The 25,225-nt window shown below is 70.8% G+C and carries 18 protein-coding genes and 1 pseudogene; 10 read left to right on the forward strand and 9 right to left on the reverse strand.

Features of this window, described 5'->3' with window-relative positions; translation table 11 throughout:
* Nucleotides 1-14 precede the first annotated feature (14 nt).
* Genes ACDF64_RS10615 through ACDF64_RS10635 form a run of 5 tightly spaced genes read right to left on the reverse strand, consistent with a single transcriptional unit; the run spans nucleotide 15 to nucleotide 4,507 of the window.
* Nucleotides 15-743 (reverse strand): HAD family hydrolase, encoded by a 729-nt coding sequence (locus tag ACDF64_RS10615; RefSeq protein ID WP_394551091.1) that lies wholly within the window; start codon nucleotides 741-743, stop codon nucleotides 15-17.
* Entirely contained in the window at nucleotides 740-1,309 is a 570-nt protein-coding gene (locus ACDF64_RS10620; RefSeq protein ID WP_394551093.1) for a GNAT family N-acetyltransferase, read from the reverse strand. The genes ACDF64_RS10615 and ACDF64_RS10620 overlap by 4 nt, the downstream gene beginning before the upstream one ends.
* A gap of 18 nt (nucleotides 1,310-1,327) precedes the next feature.
* Entirely contained in the window at nucleotides 1,328-2,338 is a 1,011-nt protein-coding gene (gene trpS, locus ACDF64_RS10625; protein WP_394551095.1) for a tryptophan--tRNA ligase, read from the reverse strand.
* Between the two features lie 53 nt (nucleotides 2,339-2,391).
* Nucleotides 2,392-3,228, reverse strand: coding sequence for an exodeoxyribonuclease III (locus ACDF64_RS10630; RefSeq protein WP_394551097.1), 837 nt, complete (start codon nucleotides 3,226-3,228; stop codon nucleotides 2,392-2,394).
* Between the two features lie 10 nt (nucleotides 3,229-3,238).
* On the reverse strand, nucleotides 3,239-4,507 hold the full coding sequence (locus ACDF64_RS10635) for a YhjD/YihY/BrkB family envelope integrity protein (RefSeq protein ID WP_394551099.1): 1,269 nt from the start codon (nucleotides 4,505-4,507) through the stop codon (nucleotides 3,239-3,241).
* 201 nt (nucleotides 4,508-4,708) lie between these two features.
* On the opposite strand from ACDF64_RS10635, the gene ACDF64_RS10640 reads away from it, so the two are divergent.
* Both ACDF64_RS10640 and ACDF64_RS10645 read left to right on the forward strand, forming a co-directional pair.
* Nucleotides 4,709-8,776: a hypothetical protein gene (locus tag ACDF64_RS10640; RefSeq protein WP_394551101.1), complete on the forward strand. Its 4,068-nt coding sequence runs from the start codon at nucleotides 4,709-4,711 to the stop codon at nucleotides 8,774-8,776.
* Between the two features lie 227 nt (nucleotides 8,777-9,003).
* A complete protein-coding gene (locus ACDF64_RS10645; protein WP_394551103.1) occupies nucleotides 9,004-11,841 on the forward strand; it encodes a hypothetical protein in 2,838 nt (945 codons plus the stop codon).
* 100 nt (nucleotides 11,842-11,941) lie between these two features.
* Here the strand turns inward: ACDF64_RS10645 and ACDF64_RS10650 are convergent, their stop codons facing one another.
* The 4 genes from ACDF64_RS10650 to sdhC are packed head-to-tail and all read right to left on the reverse strand — an operon-like array spanning nucleotide 11,942 to nucleotide 15,428.
* A complete protein-coding gene (locus ACDF64_RS10650) occupies nucleotides 11,942-12,703 on the reverse strand; it encodes a succinate dehydrogenase iron-sulfur subunit (RefSeq protein WP_394551105.1) in 762 nt (253 codons plus the stop codon).
* Nucleotide 12,704: 1 nt separating this feature from the next.
* The gene (gene sdhA, locus ACDF64_RS10655) at nucleotides 12,705-14,528 is read right to left on the reverse strand and encodes a succinate dehydrogenase flavoprotein subunit (RefSeq protein WP_394551107.1); all 1,824 of its coding nucleotides are present in this window, start codon (nucleotides 14,526-14,528) and stop codon (nucleotides 12,705-12,707) included.
* 10 nt (nucleotides 14,529-14,538) lie between these two features.
* Nucleotides 14,539-14,985 (reverse strand): succinate dehydrogenase hydrophobic membrane anchor subunit, encoded by a 447-nt coding sequence (locus ACDF64_RS10660; RefSeq protein ID WP_394551109.1) that lies wholly within the window; start codon nucleotides 14,983-14,985, stop codon nucleotides 14,539-14,541.
* 17 nt (nucleotides 14,986-15,002) lie between these two features.
* Nucleotides 15,003-15,428 (reverse strand): succinate dehydrogenase, cytochrome b556 subunit, encoded by a 426-nt coding sequence (gene sdhC / locus ACDF64_RS10665; protein ID WP_394551111.1) that lies wholly within the window; start codon nucleotides 15,426-15,428, stop codon nucleotides 15,003-15,005.
* 181 nt (nucleotides 15,429-15,609) lie between these two features.
* On the opposite strand from sdhC, the pseudogene ACDF64_RS10670 reads away from it, so the two are divergent.
* From ACDF64_RS10670 to ACDF64_RS10705, 8 genes and pseudogenes are all read left to right on the forward strand, one after another.
* A pseudogene (locus ACDF64_RS10670) lies at nucleotides 15,610-16,723 on the forward strand (mannose-1-phosphate guanylyltransferase).
* A 158-nt stretch (nucleotides 16,724-16,881) separates the two neighbouring features.
* Nucleotides 16,882-17,988, forward strand: a complete 1,107-nt coding sequence (locus ACDF64_RS10675; RefSeq protein WP_394551113.1) for a BMP family protein — start codon at nucleotides 16,882-16,884, stop codon at nucleotides 17,986-17,988.
* Nucleotides 17,989-18,113: 125 nt separating this feature from the next.
* Nucleotides 18,114-19,631, forward strand: a complete 1,518-nt coding sequence (locus ACDF64_RS10680) for an ABC transporter ATP-binding protein (RefSeq protein ID WP_394551115.1) — start codon at nucleotides 18,114-18,116, stop codon at nucleotides 19,629-19,631.
* Nucleotides 19,628-20,986 carry an ABC transporter permease gene (locus ACDF64_RS10685; protein ID WP_394551117.1) on the forward strand — a complete coding sequence of 453 codons (1,359 nt, stop codon included), beginning with the start codon at nucleotides 19,628-19,630 and terminating at the stop codon, nucleotides 20,984-20,986. The genes ACDF64_RS10680 and ACDF64_RS10685 overlap by 4 nt, the downstream gene beginning before the upstream one ends.
* On the forward strand, nucleotides 20,983-22,266 hold the full coding sequence (locus tag ACDF64_RS10690) for an ABC transporter permease (protein ID WP_394551118.1): 1,284 nt from the start codon (nucleotides 20,983-20,985) through the stop codon (nucleotides 22,264-22,266). The genes ACDF64_RS10685 and ACDF64_RS10690 overlap by 4 nt, the downstream gene beginning before the upstream one ends.
* A gap of 40 nt (nucleotides 22,267-22,306) precedes the next feature.
* Nucleotides 22,307-22,726, forward strand: coding sequence for a cytidine deaminase (locus tag ACDF64_RS10695; protein ID WP_394551120.1), 420 nt, complete (start codon nucleotides 22,307-22,309; stop codon nucleotides 22,724-22,726).
* A complete protein-coding gene (locus tag ACDF64_RS10700) occupies nucleotides 22,723-24,024 on the forward strand; it encodes a thymidine phosphorylase (protein ID WP_394551122.1) in 1,302 nt (433 codons plus the stop codon). The genes ACDF64_RS10695 and ACDF64_RS10700 overlap by 4 nt, the downstream gene beginning before the upstream one ends.
* 67 nt (nucleotides 24,025-24,091) lie before the next feature.
* Nucleotides 24,092-25,213 (forward strand): adenosine deaminase, encoded by a 1,122-nt coding sequence (locus tag ACDF64_RS10705; RefSeq protein ID WP_394551124.1) that lies wholly within the window; start codon nucleotides 24,092-24,094, stop codon nucleotides 25,211-25,213.
* The last annotated feature ends 12 nt before the right edge of the window (nucleotides 25,214-25,225 follow it).

Raw genomic sequence — 25,225 nt, forward strand, 5'->3', positions numbered from 1 at the left:
CACGCAGGGTAGGTTCAGCCCTCGAGCGCCCCGACCAGCCCATCGAGCGCGTGGAGTTCGAGGACGCCGAGCGCCGCCGCCTCCGCCGCGTCGTCGGGGTCGGCCGCCGCGCCCGTGCGGTTCAGCCAGATCCCCGTGAGTCCCGCGGCCGCCGCGCCGATCGCGTCGGTGCGGAGCCGGTCGCCGACGTACGCGGCATCCGCGGGCGCGACGCCCAGCAGCTCGCACGCATGGTGGAAGATCCGCGCGTCCGGCTTGACGATGCCCACCGCGCCGGACGCGACCACGAGGTCGACGAGTCGGTCGAGGCCGACCTGCGCGACCTTGCGCTGCTGGAAGGCCAGGTCGCCGTTCGTGATGAGCCCGAGGCGGATGTCCGGCCTCGCGCTGCGGAGTGCGGCGAGGCAAGGGACAGCGTCGTCGTGGAGGTGCCACGCCTCGCGATAGCGCTCGAAGTACGCCGTGAACCACGCGCCCGCCGCGTCGTCGGCGAGTTCCACGCCGTGCGCGGCCGCGAAGTCGCGGGCTCGCGCGCGCCGCTGCTGCTCGAACGCGAGTTCGCCCGAGAGGTAGCGGTGGTAGTGCAGTTCCTCGAGCCGGTTCCAGTCCGCGAGCGCCGCGTCCGGATCGCCGGGGACGATGCCGACGTCGTCCAGGTGGGTGCGGATGCCTGCCGCGACCGCGGCCCGGTGCGCGAACAGCGTGTCGTCGAGGTCGAACAGGACGGCGGCCGGGAGGCTCACGCGCGGGTCTCCGCAGGCCACGAGGCGAGCGCCGTCGCGGCGTCGGTCGATCGCGTCAGGACCGCGTGCCAGCACACGGCCGTGGATCCGTCCCGCATCGGGATGCGACCCGTCCGCGTGCCCGAGAAGGCGAGTCCGCCCTTGCGCGCGGTGGCCGCCGACGCGAGGTTGCCCACGAGCGCCTCCCAGGTGACCTCGGGCATGCGGAGGTCGTCGAGTCCCCAGTCGGCGACAGCGCGCACGGCCTCGGCCATGTAGCCGTGGCCGCGGTGCGCGGCGTCCATCCAGAACCCGAAGCCGCCGTGCGCTCGCCGAAGGCAGACCACGCCGAGGAGCGGTCCGTCCGCTGAGGTCCGGAGCGCCCACGTGTACTCGCGGTCGACGGCCCACCCCGAGGGGACGAACTCCTCGACGAAGCCGAGGGCGTGCTCGCGCCGGTAGGGCCACGGCGTCGTCAGGTACCGCTCGAACAGCGGGTCGCCGCAGGCGCGCGTGATGTCGTCGACGTCGCTCGGTCGCGGCTGGTCCAGGACGAGCCGCGCCGTGCGCAGGACGACGGATTCCATCGCTCCTCCGGGAGGGGGTCAGCGCCGGCGCAGGAAGCCGACGCGGTCGTACACGGTCGCGAGCGTGCGCTCGGCGCGCTCCGAGGCCTTCTCGGCCCCGATCGCCAGGAGCCGGTCGAGCTCGGCCGGATCGGACATGAGCTCGAGCGTGCGCGCCCGCACGGGGGTGATCGCGTCGACGACCACCTCGGCGAGGTCCTTCTTGAGGTCGCCGTACCCGCGGCCCTCGTAGCGCGAGGCGATCGCCTCGATCGTCTCGCCGGTGACGGCGGCGTAGATGTCGAGCAGGTTCGAGATCCCGGGCTTCGACTGCCGGTCGTAGCGGATCTCGCGCTCGGTGTCGGTCACCGCGCTCTTGATCTTCTTCGCCGTGACGTTCGGCTCGTCGAGCAGCTGGATGAGGCCCGCGGACGACATCGCCGACTTCGACATCTTGGCCGTCGGCTCCTGGAGGTCGTAGATGCGCGCCGACACCTCGGGGATGTACGCCTCGGGGATCACGAACGTGTCGCCGAACCGCGAGTTGAACCGACCGCCGAGGTCGCGCGTGAGCTCGAGGTGCTGGCGCTGGTCGTCGCCGACGGGCACGAGGTTCGTGCCGTAGAGCAGGATGTCGGCGGCCATCAGCACCGGGTAGGTGAAGAGCCCGACGGTCGTCGCCTCCGCGCCCTGCTTGGCCGACTTGTCCTTGAACTGGGTCATCCGGCTCGCCTCGCCGAAGCCGGTCAGCGAACCGAGCACCCAGGCGAGCTCGGCGTGCGCGGGCACGTGCGACTGCACGAACAGCGTCGAGCGCTCGGGGTCGATGCCCGCCGCGAGGTACTGGGCCGCCGTGCGCCGGCTCGACTCCCGCAGTGCCTTCGGGTCCTGCGCGACGGTGATCGCGTGCAGGTCGACGACGCAGTAGATGGGGTCGACCTCGTCCTGCAGCTTCACCCAGTTGACGAGCGCGCCGAGGTAGTTGCCCAGGTGGAGCGAGTCGCCGGACGGCTGCATGCCGGAGAAGACGACGGGACGTGCGGTGGTCATGGTTCGAGGCATCCTTGCGAATCGGAGAACGGACGTGGTGGCGGGGGCGCGGGTCAGACGGCGTAGTCGACGACCACGGGGGAGTGGTCGCTCCATCGCTCGTCGTAGGCGGCGGCCCGGTCGACCGAGTACGCGACGACCGTATCGGCGAGCGGCTTGGTCGCCAACTGGTAGTCGATCCGCCAGCCGGCGTCGTTGTCGAACGCCTTGCCACGCCAGGACCACCACGAGTACGGGCCGGGCACCTCGCCGGCCTGCCGGCGCCCGACGTCGACCCAGCCGGAGCCGGCGCCGTCGTTGTAGCCCTCGGCGCCCTCCGCGCCGACGAGGCGGTCGAAGTACGCGCGCTCCTCGGGCAGGAAGCCGGCGCGCTTCACGTTGCCCTTCCAGTTCTTGATGTCGAGGGTCCGGTGGCCCACGTTCAGGTCGCCGACGACGAGCGCGTAGGGCGAGTGCTCGGCGAGCCGGGGCATCCGCTCGGTCATCGCGTCGAGGAAGCGGAACTTCTCGACCTGCTTCGGGGTGTCGGCCTCGCCGCTGTGGACGTAGGCGCTGACGACCGTGACGACGCGGTCGCCGACCTCGTAGTCGGCCTCGAGCCAGCGACCGGCGGTGTCGAAGTCGGTCGCGCCGAACTCGACGCGGTGGAGGTGCGCCTTCCGGCGGCTCGCGATCGCGACGCCGGCCCGGCCCTTCGCGCTCGCGGGGTCGTGCAGGATGTCCCATTCGGTGCCGAGCAGCGCGGTGAGGTCGTCGGTCGAGGCGCGCACCTCCTGGAGGGCGAGGATGTCGACGTCGCGGGCGGCCAGCCAGTCGGCCATGCCCCGTCGGTAGGCCGCCCGGATGCCGTTGACGTTGACGGTGGCGACGCGCAGGGGCTTCTCGGGCATGCGTCCGATCCTAGGCGAGCGGCCCGACATCCCCGTGCCCGGCGTCGGGCTCGGAAGCCTGCAGCCGCGCCAGTTCCTGCTCGGCGCGCGCGAGCCGTCGCCGGGCCGGAACGCGCTCGAAGACGTTCGCGGTCGCGAGCTGGTTCCGCGCCTTCCGGACTGCGATCGTCGCGGCCGTCACGAGGGCGTCGTGCTCGCGCTGCCGGCGCTCCGCGGCGAGCTGCTCGGGCGTCACGAGTCGCATCGTCTCGTGCGCGTCGGCCGCCTCGACTGCGATCCAGCACGCGGCGACGAGGATCACGATGCTCGTGACCCGGAACCAGAGCAGGAGGCCGATGAACACCGCGAAGGTCGCGAGCAGCGGGTTCGAGCTCGTGAACGAGAGGACGAGCGAGCTCGAGACCTGGAGCACGGTGAGGCCGGCCGAGCCCAGCAGCGAGCCGATCCACATCCGGCGCCACGGCATGGCCGCGCCCGAGAGGAATCGGAACAGGGCGGCCAGGGCGAGCGTGTCGATCGCGAAGACCACCAGCAGCGCGCCCGCCTGCACGAACACGGTCGTCCACCCGGGCGGGAGGTTCCACTTGAGCACGGCGACCAGCCAGTCCATGAAGCTCGTCGTGACGATCGAGAGCACGGTGGCCAGGAGCAGCGTCAGGCCGAACACGAGCGCGGCCAGGAAGTCGCGGGCCTTCAGCAGGACGTACGAGCGCATGTCCTTCGGCAGGCCGAACATGCTGCGCACGCCGATCCGCGCGTAGGTCACGAACCCGATGGCGGTCCAGATGAACCCGGCCAGCGCGATGGCACCGGTCCAGCCGAGCGCGCCGCTGTTGCTCTGCGCGACCTGGACCAGCGCCTCCTCGGTGATCACGCCGTCCGGACCGATGAGCCCGGGCGCGTACGTGTTCACGAGCGTCACGAACGCGTTCATCGCCGGCTCGCTCCCGACGAACCAGATGCCCGCGATCGCGAACAGGACGTAGACGCCCGCGAACACCGCGAAGAGCGACTGGTAGCTCATGCCCGACGACAGGATGAACCCGTTCTGCGCGAGGAAGTGGCGCCAGACGCGGACCGGGAAGAGCGCGAGCGTGCGCGACGTGAGGCGCGACACGGTGCGGATCTGGGGGTCGAGGCGTTCGCGGATCGTCTCGCTCGCGGCGGCGAGCCGCGCGCGGGTCTCGGCGGTCGGGGGGCCCGAGGAGGGCGCGTCGGGCTGCCCCGGGGCGCCCGACGGCGTCGCATCCGAGGGGTCAGGCGGCCCGGTGCGGCTCACGCGACCACGATATCGAGCGGATGCCCCGGAGTGGCCGACGCGGCCGCGCGCCGACGCGGAGACGCGGAGGCGCGGCGCGGCGCTCCCCTGAATCGGAGAACTCGTTCCATTTCACGTCACCGAGTGGCAATCGAAGTCACCCGCACTCGTTACCTGCGCCGTCTGTCGCTGCGTCCGCGACGTCTGGGAGACTCCGTACGCGTGGATTCCTCACTCCCGGGGGAACGGGGGAGGGCGAGCGCCGACCTGCCCGGGGGGATCATGCAGCAGCGCCCGAACACCCGACCGACGACCCGACGAGCGATCCGGAAGCGGGCGAGGCGACGCCGCACCGGCCTGCTCGCCTCGGTCTCGACGCTCACGGCCGGGGCGTTGCTGCTGCTCGGGCTGCCCGCGATGTCGCTCGCGGCCGAGACGGATCCGGCCACGCCGGGTCCCACCGTGACCGAACCGGTCGATCCCGGCACCGGCGGCACCGGCACGGACACCGGCACCGGGGAATCCACCGAGCCCACTGAGTCGGCCGAGCCGACGGAGCCGGCCGACCCGACCGACCAGGCGACCGAATCGCCCGCCGATCCGGCAGAGCCCGCGACGGACGACGCGGACGGAACCACCGATCCCGGTGCGACCGCCGACCCCGGGACGACCGGGGAACCGCTCGTCACGCAGTCCGCTCGCACCGCGGACGCCGGCGTCGGCGTGTTCGCCGTGCCCGCCCCGGGCGCCGGCGAGGCGGTCATCGCCGTCCGCACCGGCGACGACCGCCAGATCGGCGACCCGAACGCGATCGCTCCGCTCTCCGGCGTGCAGCTCGGGCTCTACGACGCGGCCAGCGGGGGCAACCTCCTCTTCACGTGCACCGCCGACGCGGCGGGCGACTGCAGCTTCGTCGTGCCGGACACGGGCGCAGGCGGCGCCAACCGCGACCGCGCGATGTGGGTTCGCCAGGTCTCGGCGCCGGCGGGCTACTTCCTCAACCCCTTCATCCGGACGGGCGACGCGTTCGGCGGCGACAACCAGGCGTCGCCGTACTCGTTCCGCGTCGGCCAGCTCGTGAACGGCGTGTGGCAGGTCCGCGCGGGGCAGACCTACACGACCACGCCGCCCGCCGAGTTCATGGTCTCCACGGGCAACACCAACCGCCAGGCATCCGGCGGCGTCTGGCAGACCTCGCGGGACAACCCGACGCTGCCGCCGCAGTGCGGCCTCGACGTCGCCCTCATCATGGACATGTCGGGATCGGTCCAGACCTCGATCGACCAGGCGCGCGCGGCCGGCGTCACGCTCGTGGACTCGCTCGTCGGCACGCCCTCGCGCGTCGGACTCTTCACGTTCGGAGCGACCGCACCGGCACCCGGCGCGAACAACCAGAACCGGCCGATCAGCCCGGTGTCGACCGCCGGCGATGCGGCGGTCGTGAACGGCTGGATCAACGGCCTCACGGCCGCCGGCTCCACCAACTGGGATCGCGGCCTCTACCAGGTCGCGGTCTCCTCGGCCGAGTACGACGTGGCCATCATCCTCACCGACGGCAACCCGACGGTCTACGGCACCGAGACCGCGCCCGGCAACTTCACCCGCATCCGCGAGGTCGAGAACGCGATCTTCTCGGCGAACGCCGTCAAGGCGGAGGGGACGCGCGTCGTCGCCCTCGGCGTCGGGACCGGCGTCAGCGCCCCCGAGGCCGCGCTGAACCTCCGCGCGATCTCGGGAGGCACGGCGTTCGACGGGTCGAACCCCACTGCGGCCGATTACTACCAGACGACCGACTACGAGGCCGCCGGCGACGCGATGCGCGCGCTCGCGCTCGGCAACTGCCTCGGCTCGGTGAGCGTCGTCAAGCAGGTCATCCCGCCGACGGGCACGGTCGCCGACGCGGCGCCGGCGGGCGGCTGGGCGATCTCGGCGGCCGATGCGACCGCCGGCATCACGGTCTCGACGCCCAACCCCGCCGACGGCACCACCGCGCCGGCCACCGGAACGGTGAACTACCCGCTCGAGTTCGCGGGCGGGACGAGCTCGGGCACGGTGACGATCCGCGAGACCCTGCAGGCCGGCTTCGCGCACGAGCCGCAGTCCGGCGTCAACGCCGTGTGCGTCGACCTCACGACGAACCTGCCCGTCGCCGGCGTGGCGAATGCACCCGTCGTCGCCGGCCGGCCCGGCGTCGTCGTGCCGGTGACGCCGAATGCCGCCGTGAGCTGCACGATCTACAACCGGGCTCCGGCGGAGACGGCGACCCTCAGGGTCGACAAGTTCTGGGTGGTGAACGGGGGGCCGCCCGTCGCGCACGGCCAGCAGAACCCGCTGCTCTCGGGCATCGCGACCGTCGACGGCGGCCTGACCGGGTTCGGGACGACCGTGCCGGGACTCACGAGCGGCGACACCGTCGCGGTCAACGAGCAGATCGGCTCGCTGCCGACGCTGTGCACCCTCGAGTCGCAGACGGTGACCTCGTACAACGGGGTCCCGGTGGGCGCCGACCTGGCCCAGGGAGACTACGACGCGGTCCTCGGCGACGGTTCCAACGTCGCGGTCATCACCAACAGCCTCGACTGCCCGAGCCGCCTCACGCTCCGCAAGGAGGTCCAGGGCGGACCGGCGAGCCCGAGCCTGTGGACCCTCGACGCGCTCACGCCCTCGGGCGGCCTCGCCTTCCCTGGGGGCGCTGACGGCGGATCCGGCGTGACGGGCGACGTGACCCCCGGTCTCGTGTACCCGCTCGCCGAGGCCGGCGGCGACCCGCTCTACACCCAGCTCGACGACCGCGACCCTGTGCTGTCGGTGCCGGGGTCGACGGGAAGCTGGGCGTGCGTGCCGCTCGACGCGAACGGCACGCCCACCGGCGGCAACGCCGGTGGCCTGAACGGCGGCGTCGTCGTCGGCTTCGGCAACTGGGTCCAGTGCACCGCGGTCAACCGCTCGGCCCAGCTCACGCTGGTGAAGGAACTGGATGCCTCGAGCACGCCGCGCGTGCCGTCGGACTGGGACCTCGTGGCGACCCCGCGGTCGAAGGATGTCCCGGGGGTCGACACCCAGACCGTGAAGTCCGGCACGACCATCCAGGTCCGGCCCGGGGCCACCTACGACCTCACGGAGGCGAACGGCCCCGACGGCTGGGAGCTCACGTCGCTCGTGTGCACGACCGGACCCGACGGCGAGGAGGTCCCCGCGACCTCCGTTGCCCTGGACGCGCTCGCCGAGGTCACGTGCACCTACACGAACACGCCGACGCCCGGGATCTCGATCGAGAAGGCCTACCTGCTCGACGGCGAGGGGGCGACGGCCGTGGAGGCGGGTGAGGAGTTCGACTACGTCATCACCGTGACGGTCACGGGAGCGGTGCCGCTGCACGACCTGGTCGTGACCGACCCGTTCGACTCGCAGCTCGAGGTCGCCACGCCGATCCAGGCGAGCGTCGTCCCGGCCGGACTCGCGCTGGACGTGGATCCCGCCGCGAACACGCTCGAGGCGACCGGCGCCGGGCCGTTCGAACCGGGCGACTCGTTCACCATCACCGTCCGGATGAAGGTGAAGGTGCCGCCGCCGGTCGACACGCCCTCGGTCGGGCCGAGCGACCCGATCCCGCCGGTTCCGGTCGTGGACATGGCGGACATCCCGAACGAGGCCTGCGTCGCCGCGCTCGACGAGTCGGACGAGCCGCTGACGGCGTGCGCCGACGTCGACGTGCCGACGAAGAAGATCGCGTCGAACGCGTACGTCCGGTGCGTCAACGACGTCCCGTGGATGTACTACTCGATCGCGGTCACGCCGTCGGTGCCGCAGGGGCCGATCACGGTGACCTGGGTGTCGGCCGACGACGGGATCCACCCGGTGCAGACCGAGACGCGGACGATCCCGTTCGACCAGCTCGACGGACGCATGCTGTGGCCCGGAGCCGTCGTCGACGCGAACGGGGTGCCGTCGCTCTGGCCCGGGTACCGCCCGCTGCAGCCGGGTGACGACCCGAACAGTCCGCTCGTGTTCAACGGGCCCAACGGCTCGGTGATCCTCGACGAGTCGCTGCCGAGCTTCGCGTGGCGCAACACGGCGATCCCGGCGCAGGTCACCTTCCAGATCAACCCCGAGCAGACCGTTCTCGCGGTGTACCCGCAGGCACGTCCCGACTGCGCACTGACCCCGAGCGGATTCCCGGTCACGGGCATCGAGGCGGGCTCCGCCGCCTGGCTCGGCGGTGCGCTCGTCGCCGTCGGCGGGCTGCTGGCGGTCGGGATCTGGATCCGCCGTCGTCGGATGGAGGCCTAGTCCGGCGGCCGGAACGGCACGGCGGAAGGGCCGGTGGGCGTTGCCCGCCGGCCCTTCGTCGCGAGTCCGGAGCACGCGGCCCGCGTCGCGTCCGCGACCCCCGTTTTGGTGCCATCGGGTACCTGACGGTCGGACCGAGGCTCTGCTTGACTGCGCTTACATGGGAAATCCTCGAATTCGGCGGGGGCCGTTCAGTCGGGGATTGACCTGGTCTCAGGGGGGCGACCATGAACAACTCGAGCCGGACGTCGGATTCCACCCGCAGCAGCCGCCGATCGTGGCGGCGCAGGGCGCAGCGCAGGCGGAAGCTCTTCGCAGGAGCCGCGACGCTCACGATCGGCGCCCTGCTCGCGTTCGCGATCCCGACGATCGCCGCGGCCGAGGAGGGCGGCGGGACCGCCCCCGACGCGGCCACGACCGTCGAGCAGCCGGCACCCGCTCCGGAGCCCCCGGCGGAGGTTCCGCCGGCGCCCGAGCCTGCGCCGGAGGCGCCGGCCGAGGAGCCGGCCGCCGAGGAGCCGCCGGCCGAGGCGCCGCCCGCTGAGGCACCGCCGGCCGAGGCACCGCCGGCTGACGCGCCGCCCGCAGACGCGCCGCCCGCAGATGCGCCGCCCGCAGATGCACCGGACGCCGGCGTTGACGGCGACCAGGTCGCCGCCGCCCGAGTCGGTGCCGGTGGTCCGTTCGCACGCGCCGAGGCCGTCGCCGCCGCACCGCCCTCGTCGACGCCGCCGCCGCCGGAGGTGGACATCGAGAAGTCCGTCGCATCCCTCGAGCAGGAGGGCGACGGCTGGCGGATCTGGTACGACGTCGACGTCCTGAACTTCGGGACGGAGCCGATCGCGTACGACCTCACCGACCAGCTCGACTTCGGTCCGGCCGTCGTCATCGATTCCGCGGACTACACCAAGCCGGGCGACGTCATCCCGAACGCGTGGACCGTCGGCTTCGACGCGGTGCAGACGCTCGCGACCGATCGTCCGCTCGCCGCGGGCACCCAGGAGCAGTGGCGCGTCAGCGCGCACGTCACCATCCCAGCGGACGCCTACGCGGCACTCGCCTGCCCGGAGAACGGCCTGCTGAACAAGGCGACCGTGCTGGTCGAGGGCCTGCCGCCCAAGAGCGCCGAGGCCTGCGACTACCCGCAGCCGCCGACGATCACCTTCGCCAAGAGCCTCGCCAGCCCGGCCGCCCAGGCGCCGGACGGCACCTGGTCGATCTCCTACCTCCTCGAGGTGGAGAACCCCTCGGCCGTGAACGGCGAGTACAGCCTCGACGACGACCTCGCGTTCGGTGACGGCATCGACCTGACCGGCGCGTCCTACGCCGTCGAGCTGAACGGTGCGCCACTCGTGACCCCGTGGGCCGGCGGCGGCCAGATCGTCGCAGACCGGCCGCTCGCGGCGGGCGACACGGACGAGTTCGTGATCACCGTCTCGGGGATCGTGCTCGAGGGTCCGACCCTGACGGTCGAGCAGGGCATCTGCCCGCCGAAGGGCGACACGAGCCCCGGTGCCTTCAACAACGTGGGCATGGTGACCTTCGGGGAGACGAAGCTCACCGACACGGCGTGCGACTTCCCGTCGGCACCGCAGGTCTCGAAGACCGACGGCGAGGCCGTGCAGCTCGAGGACGGCTCGTGGAACGTGTCGTACGTCCTCACGGCGTTCAACCCGGGAGACGGCTCGAAGCCGGCCTACTACGACCTGGTCGACGAGCCCGACTTCCCCGCGGAGGTCGTGCTGAATTCGTACTCGGTCGAGGAGATCTCGCCGAACCCGGGGCCGATCGCGGTCGACCTCTCGCCGGTGCCCGCGTCGATCCCGATCGTGAACGACCGGCTGATCGGGCCGGACGAGGTGCACCAGTACCTCATCACGCTGAACGTCGACGTGCCGGCCGAGGGCATCCCGTCCGAGGGGCCGCCGTGCCTCTTCAACGAGACGCTGCTCACGAGCGGTGAGATCGAGTCCCGCGACGACGACTGCGCGCCGCTCGGTCCCGAGTTCGACGTCGGCATCACCAAGGTCTACAACCTCCCCGAGGGGGAGACCGCGATCGATGCCGGCACGGCGTTCACCTACACGCTCGAGGTGCGCAACTTCAGCGAGGGAGCGGTGAGCGACCTCACCGTCACCGATGCGATCGACCCGCAGCTCGCGGTGGACGGAACCGATGCGGACATCATCGTCGACTCGACCGGCACCTGGCAGCTGACGCTCGTCGGCAACTCGATCACGGCCACGAGCACGGGGCCGTACCCGGGCGGGGACCCGGTGGACGGCGTCTTCGTCGCGAGCTTCACGATCCCGGTCGTCATGCTCCAGCCGGGCCCGATCCAGACGCCCGAGCGCGTCGGCCCGGACGACCCGATCCCGCCGCTGCCGACGGTCGACATGACCGACATCCCGAACGAGGCGTGCGTCGACATGGAGGGGGACACGAACCCGGAGAACAACTGCGACGACGTCGTGGTCCCGACCAAGAAGATCAACCCGAACGCCTACGTCCGGTGCATCGCCGACCAGCCCTGGCTGTTCTACGCGATCGCGGTGACGCCGTCGACGCCGGTGGACGGTCCGATCACGGTCACCTGGGTCTCGGCGGATGACGGCGTGCACCCGGTGCAGACCGAGACGCGCGTGCTGCCGGCCGGGCAGTTCGTGGGCGGCATGCTCTGGCCCGGCGCGACGCTGGGCGCCAACGGCCTGCCGTCCGGCTACCCGGGCTACCGACCGCTCGGTCCGGGTGACGACCCGAACAGCCCGCTCGTGTTCAACGGGCCGAACGGAGCGCTGATCCTCGACGAGTCGCTGCCGAGCTTCGCCTGGCGCAACCAGACGATCCCGGCGAGCATCACGTTCCAGATCAACCCGGAGCAGACGGTGCTGGCCGTGTATCCGCAGGCGCTTCCCGAGTGCGCCCTGGCCGGAACCGGCGTGGCCGGATTGCCGACCTCGGGCGTCGAGACGGGACGACCCGCGATGCTGGCCGGCTGGCTGCTCGGGCTCGGAGCGATCCTGGTCCTCGGGGCCTGGCGCATCCGACGTCGGACGGAGGCCTGACGGGTCCGGCCGGGCCGCTGAACGCCGAGGGGGTCGACGCGCATGACGCGTCGACCCCCTCGGCGTGCCGGGCGATCGCCGCGGCCGTCGTTCCGGATGCCTACGGGCGCCCGCGCATCACGGCCTGCTTGACCTCGGCGATCGCCTTGGTGACCTCGATGCCGCGCGGGCACGCGTCGGTGCAGTTGAAGGTCGTGCGGCAGCGCCACACGCCCTCCTTGTCGTTCAGGATGTCGAGGCGGACCTTCGCCTCGTCGTCGCGCGAGTCGAAGATGAAGCGGTGGGCGTTCACGATCGCGGCCGGGCCGAAGTACTGGCCGTCGGTCCAGAAGACCGGGCAGGAGGACGTGCACGCGGCGCACAGGATGCACTTCGTGGTGTCGTCGAAGCGCGCGCGGTCGGCGATCGTCTGGGCGCGTTCCTTGCCCGCGACCGGGGCGGAGTTCGACTGGAGGAACGGCTGCACCTCGCGGTAGCTCGCGAAGAACGGCTCCATGTCGACCACGAGGTCCTTCTCGAGCGGCAGGCCCTTGATCGCCTCGACGTAGATCGGCTTCGAGATGTCGAGGTCCTTGATCAGCGTCTTGCAGGCGAGGCGGTTGCGGCCGTTGATGCGCATCGCGTCCGAGCCGCAGATGCCGTGGGCGCACGAGCGGCGGAACGTCAGCGAGCCGTCCTGCTCCCACTTGATCTTGTGCAGCGCGTCGAGCACGCGGTCGGTCGCATACATCTCGACGTCGAAGTCCTGCCAGCGCGGCTCGGCGTCGACCTCGGGGTCGAACCGTCGGATGAGGAACGTGACGGTGAACGACTGCACCGGGGCGACCTCGGCGGGGGGCTGTTCGAGGGTGGCGGCGCTCACGTCAGTACTTCCTCTCCATGGGCTGGTAGCGGGTGATCGTGACCGGCTTCCAGTCGAGCCGGATGTGATCGTCGGCGATGGCGGAGTGCGCGTCGCCCGACAGGTAGGCCATCGTGTGCTGCATGAACTTCTCGTCGTCGCGCTTCGGGAAGTCGTCGCGCATGTGACCGCCGCGGCTCTCGTCGCGGTTCTTGGCCGAGTAGACGACGACCTCGGCGAGGTCGAGCAGGAAGCCGAGCTCGACGGCCTCGAGCAGGTCGGTGTTGAACCGCTTGCCCTTGTCCTGGACCGCGACGTTCTTGTACCGCTCGCGGAGGTTCCGGATGATCCCGAGCATCTCGTCGAGCGACTCCGCCGTGCGGAACACCTGGGCCTTGGCATCCATGTTGTCCTGCAGTTCCTTGCGGATCGCGGCGATCCGCTCGGTGCCGTTCGAGTCGCGCAGGTGCTCGAGCAGCTCGCGCACCTCCTTCGCGGGGTCCGCCGGCAGCGGCAGGTGCGACGCCGTCTTCACGTACTCGACCGCGTTGCGCCCGGCGCGCTTGCCGAAGACGTTGATGTCGAGCAGCGAGTTCGTGCCGAGGCGGTTCGAGCCGTGCACCGACACGCACGCGCACTCGCCGGCGGCGTACAGGCCCGGCACCACGGTGTCGTTGTCGCGCAGCACCTCGGCCTTGACGTTGGTCGGGATGCCGCCCATCGCGTAGTGGGCCGTCGGCATGACGGGGACCGGCTCGTAGACCGGGTCGACGCCGAGGTAGGTGCGCGCGAACTCGGTGATGTCGGGGAGCTTGGTCTCCAGGACCTCCGCACCCAGGTGCGTGCAGTCCAGGAGCACGTAGTCCTTGTGCGGGCCGGCGCCGCGGCCCTCCGCGACCTCCTGGACCATGCAGCGCGAGACGATGTCGCGCGGCGCGAGGTCCTTGATGGTGGGCGCGTAGCGCTCCATGAAGCGCTCGCCCGAGGCGTTGCGGAGGATCGCACCTTCGCCGCGCGCGCCCTCGGTGAGCAGGATGCCGAGGCCGGCGAGCCCGGTCGGGTGGAACTGGAAGAACTCCATGTCCTCGAGCGGCAGGCCCTTGCGCCAGATGATGCCGACGCCGTCGCCCGTGAGCGTGTGGGCGTTCGAGGTCGTCTTGTAGATCTTGCCGAAGCCGCCGGTCGCGAAGATGATCGCCTTCGCCTGGAAGACGTGGAGCGTGCCGGTCGCGAGCTCGTACGCGACGACGCCGCTCGGCTGCTCGACGCCGTCGACCTCGGTCATCACCACGTCGAGCGCGTAGTACTCGTTGAAGAAGTTGATGCCGAGCTTCACGCAGTTCTGGAAGAGCGTCTGCAGGATCATGTGGCCGGTGCGGTCGGCCGCGTAGCAGGCCCGGCGCACGGGCGCCTTGCCGTGGTCGCGCGTGTGCCCGCCGAAGCGGCGCTGGTCGATCTTGCCCTCGGGCGTCCGGTTGAACGGCAGGCCCATGTTCTCGAGGTCGATGACCGCGTCGATGGCCTCCCTCGCGAGGATCTCGGCCGCGTCCTGGTCGACGAGGTAGTCGCCGCCCTTGACGGTGTCGAACGTGTGCCACTCCCAGCTGTCCTCCTCGACGTTCGCGAGGGCGGCGGCCATGCCGCCCTGCGCGGCGCCCGTGTGCGAGCGCGTCGGGTACAGCTTCGAGATGACGGCCGTCTTCGCGCCGGGGCCGGCTTCGATGGCCGCGCGCATGCCGGCGCCGCCGGCGCCGACGATGACGATGTCGAACCGGTGGTGGTGGACCCCGTCGATGATCTCGACATCGGGGTCGTTGTTCCAGGGGGAGGTGGAGTTGGTGGTCATGATCTCTTCGTCAGGATGCCGAGCAGAAGGAGGGGAGCAGCTCGGCGGGCGAGCCGGCGGGGCACGGGTCGAACGTGAAGATCACGAGCGTGCCGAGGGTCAGGAGGACCACGACCGCGAGCAGTAGGGCCCCCTTGAGGATCCGCTGCACGGTGCCGGGGTTCGTGTAGTCGTTCACGATCGTGCGCATGCCGTTCGCGCCGTGGATCAGCGCGAGCCAGAGCATGAGGCAGTCCCACCACTGCCAGAACGGCTGGGCCCACTTGCCTCCGACGAAGCCGAAGTCGATGGCGTGGACGCCCTCGCCGACCATGAGGTTCACGAAGAGGTGGCCGAAGACCAGCACCACGAGCACGAGGCCCGACAGGCGCATGTAGATCCAGCCCCACTTCTCGAGGTTGACGCCGCGCTTGGGCGCGGGGCGCACGGGGGTGCGGGGCGCTTCGATGGTGGTCACGTCGATCTCCCGTATCCCTAGTGTCCGAAGACGTTCATCAGGTGGCGCGGCGCGAAGCCGAGCATCGTGACGACCCACAGGGCGATCACGATCCAGAACAGCAGCTTCTGGTGGCGCGTGGCCCAGGACCAGAAGTCCACGAGGATGATCCGGATGCCGTTGAACGCATGGAAGACGATGGCGCCGACGAGTGCGACTTCCCCGAGTCCCATGATCGGCGTCTGGTAGGTGCCGATCACCGCGTTGTACGCCTCCGGGCTCACCCGCACCAGCGCGGTGTCCAGGATGTGCACGAGGAGGAAGAAGAAGATGGCGACGCCCGTGATGCGGTGCAGCACCCAGGACCACATTCCCTCGCGGCCGCGGTAGAGCGTGCCGCCCGGCCGCTCCTTGGCCGGTGCAGGGGACGGCGTGGTCAGGGTTCCTGCCTGGCTTTCTGGCATGAACAACCCTCCATGGCTGTGTGGATCGCCTCGATGTCGAGGCAGGTGGGCGCGAGCGGCCCCGATCGAGTCTAGTCCCGCTCGCGGGGCGCCCAGTCCGCACGGGGCGCCGCGGGGACCCGTGGAGCGGGCGGATCGCGAATGCGATGCATGCGCCGACCGTCGTGGTTACGCTGGCCTGATGGACGCCCTCGACCGCTTCTACGCCGTCATCCCGGCCGGTGGCATCGGATCCCGGCTGTGGCCGCTCTCGCGGGCGGACGCGCCGAAGTTCCTGCACGACCTGACCGGCTCGGGCCAGACGCTGCTCAAGGACACCTGGGACCGCCTGGTGCCGCTCGCGGGCCCCGACCGCATCATGGTCGTCACGGGTCGGGCGCACCGCGCCGCGGTCGAGGCGCAGCTTCCCGGGCTGGAGGACGCGAACGTGGTGCTCGAGAGCGAGCCGCGGGATTCGACGGCGGCCATCTGCCTGGCCGCGGCGATCCTGCACCGCCGCGAGCCCGACGTCGTCGTGGGCTCGTTCGCCGCCGATCACGTCATCTCGGGCGACGCCCTCTTCCAGGCCGCGGTCGCGCAGGCGGTCGCCGCGGCCGACTCCGGCTACATCGCCACGATCGGCATCACGCCGACCGAGCCGGCGGTGGGGTTCGGCTACATCGAGTGCGGCGACGACCTCGAGATCGCGGGAACCGAGCACGTCGAGGCGGTGCGCAGCTTCGTCGAGAAGCCCGACCTCGCGACCGCGCGCCGGTACCTCGCGGACGGCAAGCACCTTCTGGAACGCCGGCATGTTCATCGCGCGCGCGGACGTGCTGCTCGAGGAGCTCCGGCGCAACCGGCCCGAGCTGCACGGCGGGCTCGTCGAGCTCGCCGCGGCGTGGGACGACCCGGCGACCCGGGGTCCCGCGGTCGACCGGATCTGGCCGCGGCTCGAGAAGATCGCCATCGACTACTCGGTGGCCGAGCCCGCTGCGGCGGCCGGGCGCCTCGCGGTGGTCCGCGGCCACTTCCAGTGGGACGACGTGGGCGACTTCGCCTCGCTCGCGAAGCTGAACTCGGCCGGCCGGTCGGGAGAACTCGCCATCCTCGGCGAGAACGCGCGGGTGCTGTCGGATGCCTCGAGCGGGATCGTCGTGAGCCGCTCGAAGCGCGTCATCTCGCTCATCGGCGTGCAGGACATCGTCGTGGTCGACACGCCGGACGCGCTGCTCGTGACCACGAGCGAGCACGCCCAGCGCGTGAAGGCGGTCGTCGACGCGCTGCGCCTCGGGGGCTCCAGCGACGTCCTCTAGGCGCGCCGTCCTGAGGGATGCTCCGCACCGGACCTGCTCATCCGAGCAGAACATCCCGGCTTCATAACATTGAAACGCGCGAACCGGAGCGCCGCCTGCAACATTCGGTAGCTTGACCCCGTACCCCGCGAAGTACGCGGGGCGCATGTGGAGGCGAGTTGACCATGTCCACCCGTAAGAGAGTTCTCGGCGGCCTCATCGTCACGAGTGTCATCGTCGCGCTGGCCGGCTGTTCCGCGCCGCCGCCTGAAACCGAGGAGACCTCGGGCGGCAGCACCGCCGTCGAGGGCTTCCTGCCCTGCATGGTGTCTGACGCGGGCGGCTTCGACGACAAGTCGTTCAACCAGCTGGGCTTCGAGGGCCTGACGCGAGCTGCCGAGTCGCTCGGCGTCGAGCCGGTCACGGTCCAGAGCGACTCCGAGTCGGACTACGGCCCCAACATCACGAGCCTGGTCGACCAGGAGTGCACGCTCATCGTCACGGTCGGCTTCGCGCTCTCGGCCGCGACCGTCGAGGCGGCGCTGGCCAACCCCGACATCAACTTCGTCATCATCGACGACGCGGCGGACAACGACTTCGACGGCACCGTGGACGCCCCGAACATCAAGCCGATCCTGTTCGACACGGCCCAGGCGGCCTTCCTCGGCGGCTACGCCGCGGCGTCGTTCTCGACGGCGAAGAAGGTCGGCACCTTCGGCGGCCAGCCGTTCCCGACCGTCACGATCTTCATGGACGGCTTCGCGCAGGGCGTCGACTACTGGAACTCCGAGAAGGGCGACACCGTCGAGGTGCTCGGCTGGAACCGCGACTCCCAGGACGGCGTCTTCACCGGCGGGTTCTCGGCCAACCAGGACGCGATCAACTCCGCGCAGGGCCTGGTCGACCAGGGCGTCGACGTGCTCCTGCCGGTCGGCGGTCCGATCTACCAGAGCGCCGCGTCGGTCATCCGCGACTCCGGTCGTGACATCGCGATGCTCGGCGTCGACGCCGACGTGTTCGAGACCGACCCGAGCGTCGGCGACCTGCTGCTGACCTCGATCCAGAAGCTGATCGACGTCGGCGTCGAGGACGCCGTCCTCGCCGCGGGCGCGGGCGACTTCGACCCGACGGCCTTCATCGGCACCCTCGAGAACGAGGGCGTGGGGCTCGCGCCGTTCCACGACTTCGAGGACAAGGTGTCGCCGGACCTCCAGGGCGAGCTCGACACCATCACCGCGGGGATCATCGACGGGTCGATCCCGGTCGAGTCCTACCTCTCGAAGTGATCATGACCACGTGGGGGCCCGGCATCGGGCCCCCACGTGGCATTCCCGGCCGCGCCCGATCGACTCGGCCGGCACATCCAAACTGCTCATGGTGCGCCGTTGCACCCCGTTAGTAGGATTCGGACATGAAGCTCGAACTTCGCGGCATCACGAAGCGGTTCGGCACTCTGATCGCCAACGACAGCATCGACCTCGTCGTCGAACCGGGCGAGATCCATTGCCTCCTCGGTGAGAACGGGGCCGGCAAGTCCACGCTCATGAACGTGCTGTACGGCCTGTACCGAGCCGATGAGGGCGAGATCCTCCTCGACGACCACGTCCAGAACTTCCACGGTCCGGGCGACGCGATGCGGGCGGGCATCGGCATGGTGCACCAGCACTTCATGCTCATCCCCGTCTTCACGGTCGCCGAGAACCTCATGCTCGGCCACGAGTCGACCAGGGCCGGCGGCGTGCTCGACCTCGACGCCGCGAGGAAGCGGGTCCGGGAGATCTCCGCTCGATTCGGGTTCGACATCGACCCGGACGCGCTGATCGAGGACCTCCCGGTCGGCGTCCAGCAGCGCGTCGAGATCATCAAGGCGCTCTCCCACGAGGCCCAGGTGCTCGTCTTCGACGAGCCGACCGCCGTGCTCACGCCGCAGGAGACCGACGAGCTGATGGACATCATGCGCCAGCTCAAGGCGTCCGGGGCATCCATCGTCTTCATCACGCACAAGCTGCGGGAGGTCCGCGAGGTGGCGGACCGGATCACCGTGGTCCGGCTGGGCAAGGTGGTCGGCGAGGCGTCGCCGACCGCGACCAACGCCGAGCTCGCGTCGATGATGGTCGGCCGCGCGGTCGAGCTCACGGTGCACAAGGAGGCCCCGAAGCTGGGCGAGCGGGCGCTCGTCGTCGAGGGGCTCACGGTGCTCGACCCGACCGGCCAGATCCTGGTGAACGACGTCGGCTTCGACGTGCGGGCCGGAGAGATCCTCGCGATCGCGGGCGTGCAGGGGAACGGGCAGACCGAGCTCACGGAGGCCCTCGTCGGCCTTCGCAACGAGGTGCGCGGGTCCATCCGGCTCAACGGCAAGGAGCTCGTCGGCGCGAGTGTGCGCGGCATCCTCGACGTCGGCGTCGGGTTCGTCCCCGAGGACCGCAACGAGGACGGCCTCGTCGGCACGTTCACGATCGCCGAGAACCTCATCCTCGACCGGTCGCACGGCGAACCGTTCGTGCGCTGGGGGAGCCTGCGGCTCGACTACCTTCAGAAGTTCGCGGCCGAGAAGTTCGCGGAGTTCGACGTCCGGGCTGCGGGCGTCGAGTCGCAGGTCGGCAGCCTCTCCGGCGGCAACCAGCAGAAGGTGGTGCTCGCGCGCGAGCTGAGCCGCGACCTCTCGCTGCTCGTGGCCGCCCAGCCGACGCGCGGCGTCGACGTGGGCTCGATCGAGTTCATCCACAAGCGCATCGTCCAGACCCGTGACGCGGGCGTCCCGGTCGTCGTGGTCTCCACGGAGCTCGACGAGGTGGCGGCGCTCGCCGACCGGATCATGGTCATGTACCGGGGCCGCATCGTCGGGATCGTGCCGGGGAACACGCCGCGCGATGTGCTCGGACTCATGATGGCGGGCGAGACTCCCGCGGAAGGAGCCGCGGCATGAGCGACGTGAACCGGCCCGGAGGGGCAGGAGAGCCGATCGACGACCCGGACGTCGCGCTCGACGCGCCGACCGGCAGCGTCCCGGCGGACGAGCCCGTTCGCGTCGCCGAGCCGGAACCGCCCACCCGCTGGCAGCGGGCGCTGCACGAGATCGCGACCGGCAACGCGATCATCTCGGTGCTCGCGATCGTCCTGGCGATGATCGTCGGCGGCATCATGATCGCGTTCACCGACGAGGACGTCCAGGCGGCCGCGGTCTACTTCTTCGCCCGACCGAGCGACACCATCGTCGCGATCTGGGAGGCGGTCGCCGGTGCGTACATCGCGCTGTTCCGCGGCTCGATCTACAACTTCCAGGCCGACTCGTTCGCGGCCGGCATCAAGCCGTTCACCGAGACGCTCACCTTCGCGACGCCGCTCATCGCCGCCGCGCTCGGTGTCGCGCTGGCCTTCCGCATCGGCATGTTCAACATCGGTGGTCGCGGCCAGATGCTGCTCGCCTGCGCCGCCGCGGGCTGGGTGGGCTTCTCGCTCGACCTGCCGTTCCCGCTCCACCTGATCGTCGCGCTCATCGCCGGCCTCGTCGCCGGCGCGCTCTGGGCGGGCATCGCGGGCCTCCTGAAGGCACGGACCGGCGCCCACGAGGTGATCGTGACGATCATGCTCAACTACGTGGCGTTCTACCTCGTCTCGTGGATGCTGAGCACGCCCGGACTGCTCCAGGCGCCGGGCTCGAACAACCCGAAGTCGCCGCCGATGAAGGAGACGGCGATCCTCCCGCCGCTGCTCGGCGACCAGTACAACCTGCATTTCGGGTTCATCCTCGTGATCGCCGCGACGGTGCTCGTGTGGTGGATCCTCAGCAGGTCCAACCTCGGGTTCCAGTTCAAGGCGGTCGGCGTGAATCCCAACGCCGCGCGCGTGGCCGGCATCAACGTCAAGAACATGTACGTCTACGGCATGCTCATCTCGGGCGCGCTGATGGGCCTCGCGGGCGCCAACCAGGTGCTCGGCACGATCACGACCGGCTTCTCGAACGACATCGACGCGAACATCGGCTTCGACGCCATCACGGTGGCGCTGCTCGGCAGGTCGACCCCGTGGGGCACGTTCGCGGCCGGCATCCTGTTCGGCGCGTTCAAGGCCGGCGGCTTCTACATGCAGGCCGCCGAGCAGATCCCGGTCGAGATCGTCACGGTCGTGCAGTCGCTGATCGTGCTGTTCATCGCGGCGCCGCCGCTGATCCGGGCGATCTTCCGGCTCCCGTCGCCCGAGCGCGACCGCCGCCGCAAGGAGAAGGCGCGCGAGAAGGAACTCGCGGCCGCGCAGGCCCAGACCGAGGAGGTGTCGAAGTGACCGCCACCGCCACCGCTCCCGCAGACGCTCCGGAGACCGTGCAGACCGCACTCGTGCGGAACTGGAAGGTCCCGATCTCGTTCGCGGTCTTCGGCGCGCTGTACGCGATCCTGCTGCTCGCCGCACCGAGGGAAGGCGACACGACCTTCATCCTCTCGGGCCAGAGCGACGCCAACCAGATCCCCCCGATCGTCGTGCCGGTCATGGCGACGGCGTGGATCTGCTTCGCGCTGCTCGTCGTGTGCACGGCGGCGGCCGTCCTGTTCGTCCGCGCGCGGGGTCGTTCGCCGCTCTGGCTGGTGTCGATCTACATCATCGTGTTCGTCGTGGGCTTCCTGACCTGGGCGGCGGCGGGCGAGGAGTTCCCGGTCGTCGGCCTGCTCGCAGGATCGCTCGGCGGGGCGCTCCCGCTCATCTACGGCGCGCTGTGCGGCGTCATCGGCGAGCGGGTCGGCGTGGTGAACATCGCGATCGAGGGGCAGTTGCTCGCCGGCGCCTTCTCGGCGGCCGTCGTCTCCTCGCTCACGGGGAGCCCGTTCGTCGGCCTGATCGCCGCGGCGATCGGCGGCGTCCTCGTGGCGTTCGTCCTCGCCGCCTTCGCGATCAAGTACCTGGTCGACCAGGTGATCGTCGGCGTCGTGCTCAACGTGCTCGTCACGGGCCTGACGAGCTTCCTCTATTCGCAGGTGCTCCAGCCGAACGCCGCGACGATGAACACGCCGCCGCGCTTCGACCGGCTCCCGATCCCGTTCCTGTCGGACATCCCCGTGATCGGTCCGGTGTTCTTCCGCCAGACGATCCTCGTCTACCTGATGTACGTCACCGTCTTCGCCGTGTGGTTCGCCATGTTCCGCACCCGCTGGGGACTTCGGCTGCGGGCGGTCGGCGAGCACCCGCAGGCGGCCGACACGGTCGGCATCCGGGTGAACCCGACCCGATTCTGGAACGTGCTGCTCGCGGGCGCGATCGCGGGAGCCGGTGGCGCCGTGTACACGATCGGCAACGGCATCCCGTTCGGCAAGGAGATGACCGCAGGCGCGGGCTTCATCGCGCTCGCCGCGGTCATCTTCGGCCAGTGGGACCCGATCAAGGCGACGCTCGCCGCGCTCCTGTTCGGCTTCGCGTCGAGCCTCCAGAACCAGCTGAACATCATCGGCTCGCCGGTTCCGAGCGAGTTCATGCTCATGCTGCCGTACCTGGTGACGATCTTCGTCGTCGCCGGCGTCGTCGGGCGCTCGCGGGCACCCGCCGCGTCCGGCAAGCCGTACGTCAAGGCATGACGGCCCGGGGGATGCCGGGTCGGCGACGAAGGGCGAGGTCATGACCGCACCGGACGCGATCGACTGGGAGCACCTCCGCGAACTCGCGCGCGAGGCGATGGCCAAGGCGTACGTGCCGTACTCGGAGTTCCCGGTCGGCGCGGCGGCGATCGTCGACGACGGGCGCGTCGTCGCGGGATGCAACGTCGAGAACGCGTCCTACGGCCTCACGCTCTGCGCCGAGTGCTCGCTCGTGTCGGCACTGACGATGTCGGGCGGCGGGCGACTCGTCGCCTTCACCTGCGTGGACGGCCACGGCAACGTGCTCATGCCGTGCGGGCGCTGCCGGCAACTGCTCTACGAGCACTCCGTCGAGGGGATGCTCCTGGAGACGGTGTCGGGACTGAAGACGATCGACGAGGTGCTTCCCGACGCGTTCGGGCCGCGGCAGCTCGCCGAGTACCGGGGGGAGTCATCATGAGCGAGGTCGAGGCATTCGACGCGGTCGACCTGATCCACACGAAGCGCGACGGCGGCGAGCTCTCGACCGAACAGGTCGACTGGCTGGTCGACGCCTACACGCGCGGGTACGTGGCCGACGAGCAGATGTCGGCCATGACCATGGCGATCTTCCTCAACGGGATGACCCGCCGCGAGATCCGCGACATGACGATGGCGATGATCCGATCGGGCGAGCGGATGGACTTCTCCGCGCTCGGCAAGCCGACGACGGACAAGCACTCCACGGGCGGCGTCGGCGACAAGATCACCCTGCCGCTCATGCCGCTCGTCGCGAGCTTCGGCGTGGCGGTGCCGCAGCTGTCGGGCCGCGGGCTCGGGCACACGGGCGGCACCCTCGACAAGCTCGAGTCGATCCCGGGGTGGCGGGCGTCGCTCACCAACGAGGAGATGTTCGCCCAGTTGCGCGACGTCGGCGGGGTGATCTGCGCGGCGGGCAGCGGGCTCGCGCCGGCCGACGGCAAGCTCTACGCGCTCCGCGACATCACCGGCACGGTCGAGGCGATCCCGCTGATCGCGTCGTCGATCATGTCGAAGAAGATCGCCGAGGGCACCGGGGCGCTCGTGCTCGACGTGAAGTTCGGCTCGGGCGCGTTCCTGAAGGAGATCGACCGGTCGCGCGAGCTCGCGCGCACGATGGTCGAGCTCGGCGAGGACGCCGGCGTGGCGACGAGCGCCCTGCTCACCAACATGAACGTCCCGCTGGGACTCACGATCGGCAACGCGAACGAGGTCCGCGAGTCGGTCGAGGTCCTCGCGGGCGGTGGGCCGGCGGACATCCGCGAGCTCACGATCGCGTTCGCCCGGGAGATGCTGGCCCTCGCCGGACGCCCCGACGAGGACGTCGAGGCGGCGCTCGACGACGGCCGCGCGATGGACACGTGGCGTGCCGCGATCCGCGCGCAGGGCGGCGATCCGGATGCCCCGCTCCCGGTCGCGCGGGAGACGCACGTCGTCACGGCCGACCGCGACGGCATCCTCGTGGAGCAGCAGGCGCTGCCCTTCGGGATCGCCGCGTGGCGACTGGGCGCCGGGCGCGCGCGCAAGCAGGATCCCGTGCAGCACGCGGCGGGCATCGACCTGCACGCCAAGCCCGGGGATGCGGTGCGCCGGGGCGAGCCGCTCTTCACGCTCTCCGCCGACGAACCGGCCCGGTTCGCGCGTGCGCTGGAGGCCGTCGAGGGCGCGTGGCGGATCGGCGACCCCGGCGAACCGCTCGCGGACGGCGGTCCGCTCATCGCCGAGCGCGTCGGTCGCTGATCCCGACATCCCCCGCAGCTTCGAAATCGCCGAGACTTCGCGGATGCCCCGCCGCTATCGTTGAGTCGTGGACACGATTGCGACGGAGTACCGGCTCGAGGGCGATGGGGCGGACCTTCGGGCACTGCCGAAGATCTCCCTCCACGACCACCTCGACGGCGGCCTTCGGCCGCAGACCCTGCTCGAACTCGGAGAGGGGATCGGGCTCGACCTGCCCGCTTCCGACGTCGAGTCGATGGCCGAGTGGTTCTCCGTCCAGTCGAACTCCGGCTCGCTGGTCGAGTACCTGAAGACGTTCGACCTCACGACCGCGGTGATGCAGACGGCCGAGGGGCTCGCCCGCGTGGCGCGGGAGTTCGTGCTCGACCTCGCGGCCGACGGCGTGATCTACGGCGAGGTGCGCTGGGCGCCCGAGCAGCACCTCGCGCGCGGGCTCACGCTCGACGAGGCCGTCGAGGCAGTCCAGGCCGGGCTCGAGCAGGGCGCGGAGGACGCCCGCCACCAGGGCCACCGCATCCGCACGGGCCAGCTCGTCACCGCGATGCGGCACACCGACCGCGGACTCGAGATCGCCGAGCTCGCAATCCGCCACCGCTACCACGGCGTGGTCGGCTTCGACATCGCGGGCCCGGAGGCCGGCTTCCCGCCGAGCCGGCACCGCACCGCGTTCGACTACCTCGCGTCGCAGTTCCTGCCGGTCACCGTGCACGCGGGCGAGGCGGACGGGCTCGAGTCGATCCGGAGCGCCTTGGTGGACGGTCGCGCGCTGCGCCTCGGGCACGGTGTCCGGATCGCCGAGGACCTGCAGATCGACCGGCACGACGACGGCGACATGTACGTCACGCTCGGTCCCATCGCGCAGTGGGTCCGCGACCGCGAGATCGCGCTCGAGACGAGCCCGTCCTCCAACCTGCAGACGGGCGCGATCGCGGCATGGGGCGACGACCTCGTCGACCACCCGTTCGACCTCCTGTACCAGCTCGGCTTCCGCGTCACCGTGAACACCGACAACCGACTGCAGTCGGGCACCTCGTTGACGCGGGAGCTCGCGCTCCTCAGCGATGCGTTCGGCTACGACCTCGACGACCTCGAGGTGTTCCAGTTGAACGCGGCGGCCGCCGCATTCCTGCCGATCGACGACCGCGAGGAGCTCGCGGAGCAGATCGAGGACGGCTTCGACGAGGCGTAGCCGAGCGGCCCG

The organism is Agromyces sp. MMS24-JH15, from assembly GCF_043518605.1.
Taxonomy (GTDB): domain Bacteria; phylum Actinomycetota; class Actinomycetes; order Actinomycetales; family Microbacteriaceae; genus Agromyces.

What these genes read in the sequence shown, in the direction of transcription:
- ACDF64_RS10685 (WP_394551117.1), top strand. Translation starts at nt 19,628, where the DNA reads ATGAGCGACGTGAACCGGCCCGGAGGGGCAGGAGAGCCGATCGACGAC.
- ACDF64_RS10620 (WP_394551093.1), bottom strand. Translation starts at nt 1,309, where the DNA reads ATGGAATCCGTCGTCCTGCGCACGGCGCGGCTCGTCCTGGACCAGCCG.
- ACDF64_RS10700 (WP_394551122.1), top strand. Translation starts at nt 22,723, where the DNA reads ATGAGCGAGGTCGAGGCATTCGACGCGGTCGACCTGATCCACACGAAG.
- ACDF64_RS10630 (WP_394551097.1), bottom strand. Translation starts at nt 3,228, where the DNA reads ATGCCCGAGAAGCCCCTGCGCGTCGCCACCGTCAACGTCAACGGCATC.
- trpS (WP_394551095.1), bottom strand. Translation starts at nt 2,338, where the DNA reads ATGACCACCGCACGTCCCGTCGTCTTCTCCGGCATGCAGCCGTCCGGC.
- ACDF64_RS10680 (WP_394551115.1), top strand. Translation starts at nt 18,114, where the DNA reads ATGAAGCTCGAACTTCGCGGCATCACGAAGCGGTTCGGCACTCTGATC.
- sdhA (WP_394551107.1), bottom strand. Translation starts at nt 14,528, where the DNA reads ATGACCACCAACTCCACCTCCCCCTGGAACAACGACCCCGATGTCGAG.
- ACDF64_RS10695 (WP_394551120.1), top strand. Translation starts at nt 22,307, where the DNA reads ATGACCGCACCGGACGCGATCGACTGGGAGCACCTCCGCGAACTCGCG.
- ACDF64_RS10645 (WP_394551103.1), top strand. Translation starts at nt 9,004, where the DNA reads ATGAACAACTCGAGCCGGACGTCGGATTCCACCCGCAGCAGCCGCCGA.
- sdhC (WP_394551111.1), bottom strand. Translation starts at nt 15,428, where the DNA reads ATGCCAGAAAGCCAGGCAGGAACCCTGACCACGCCGTCCCCTGCACCG.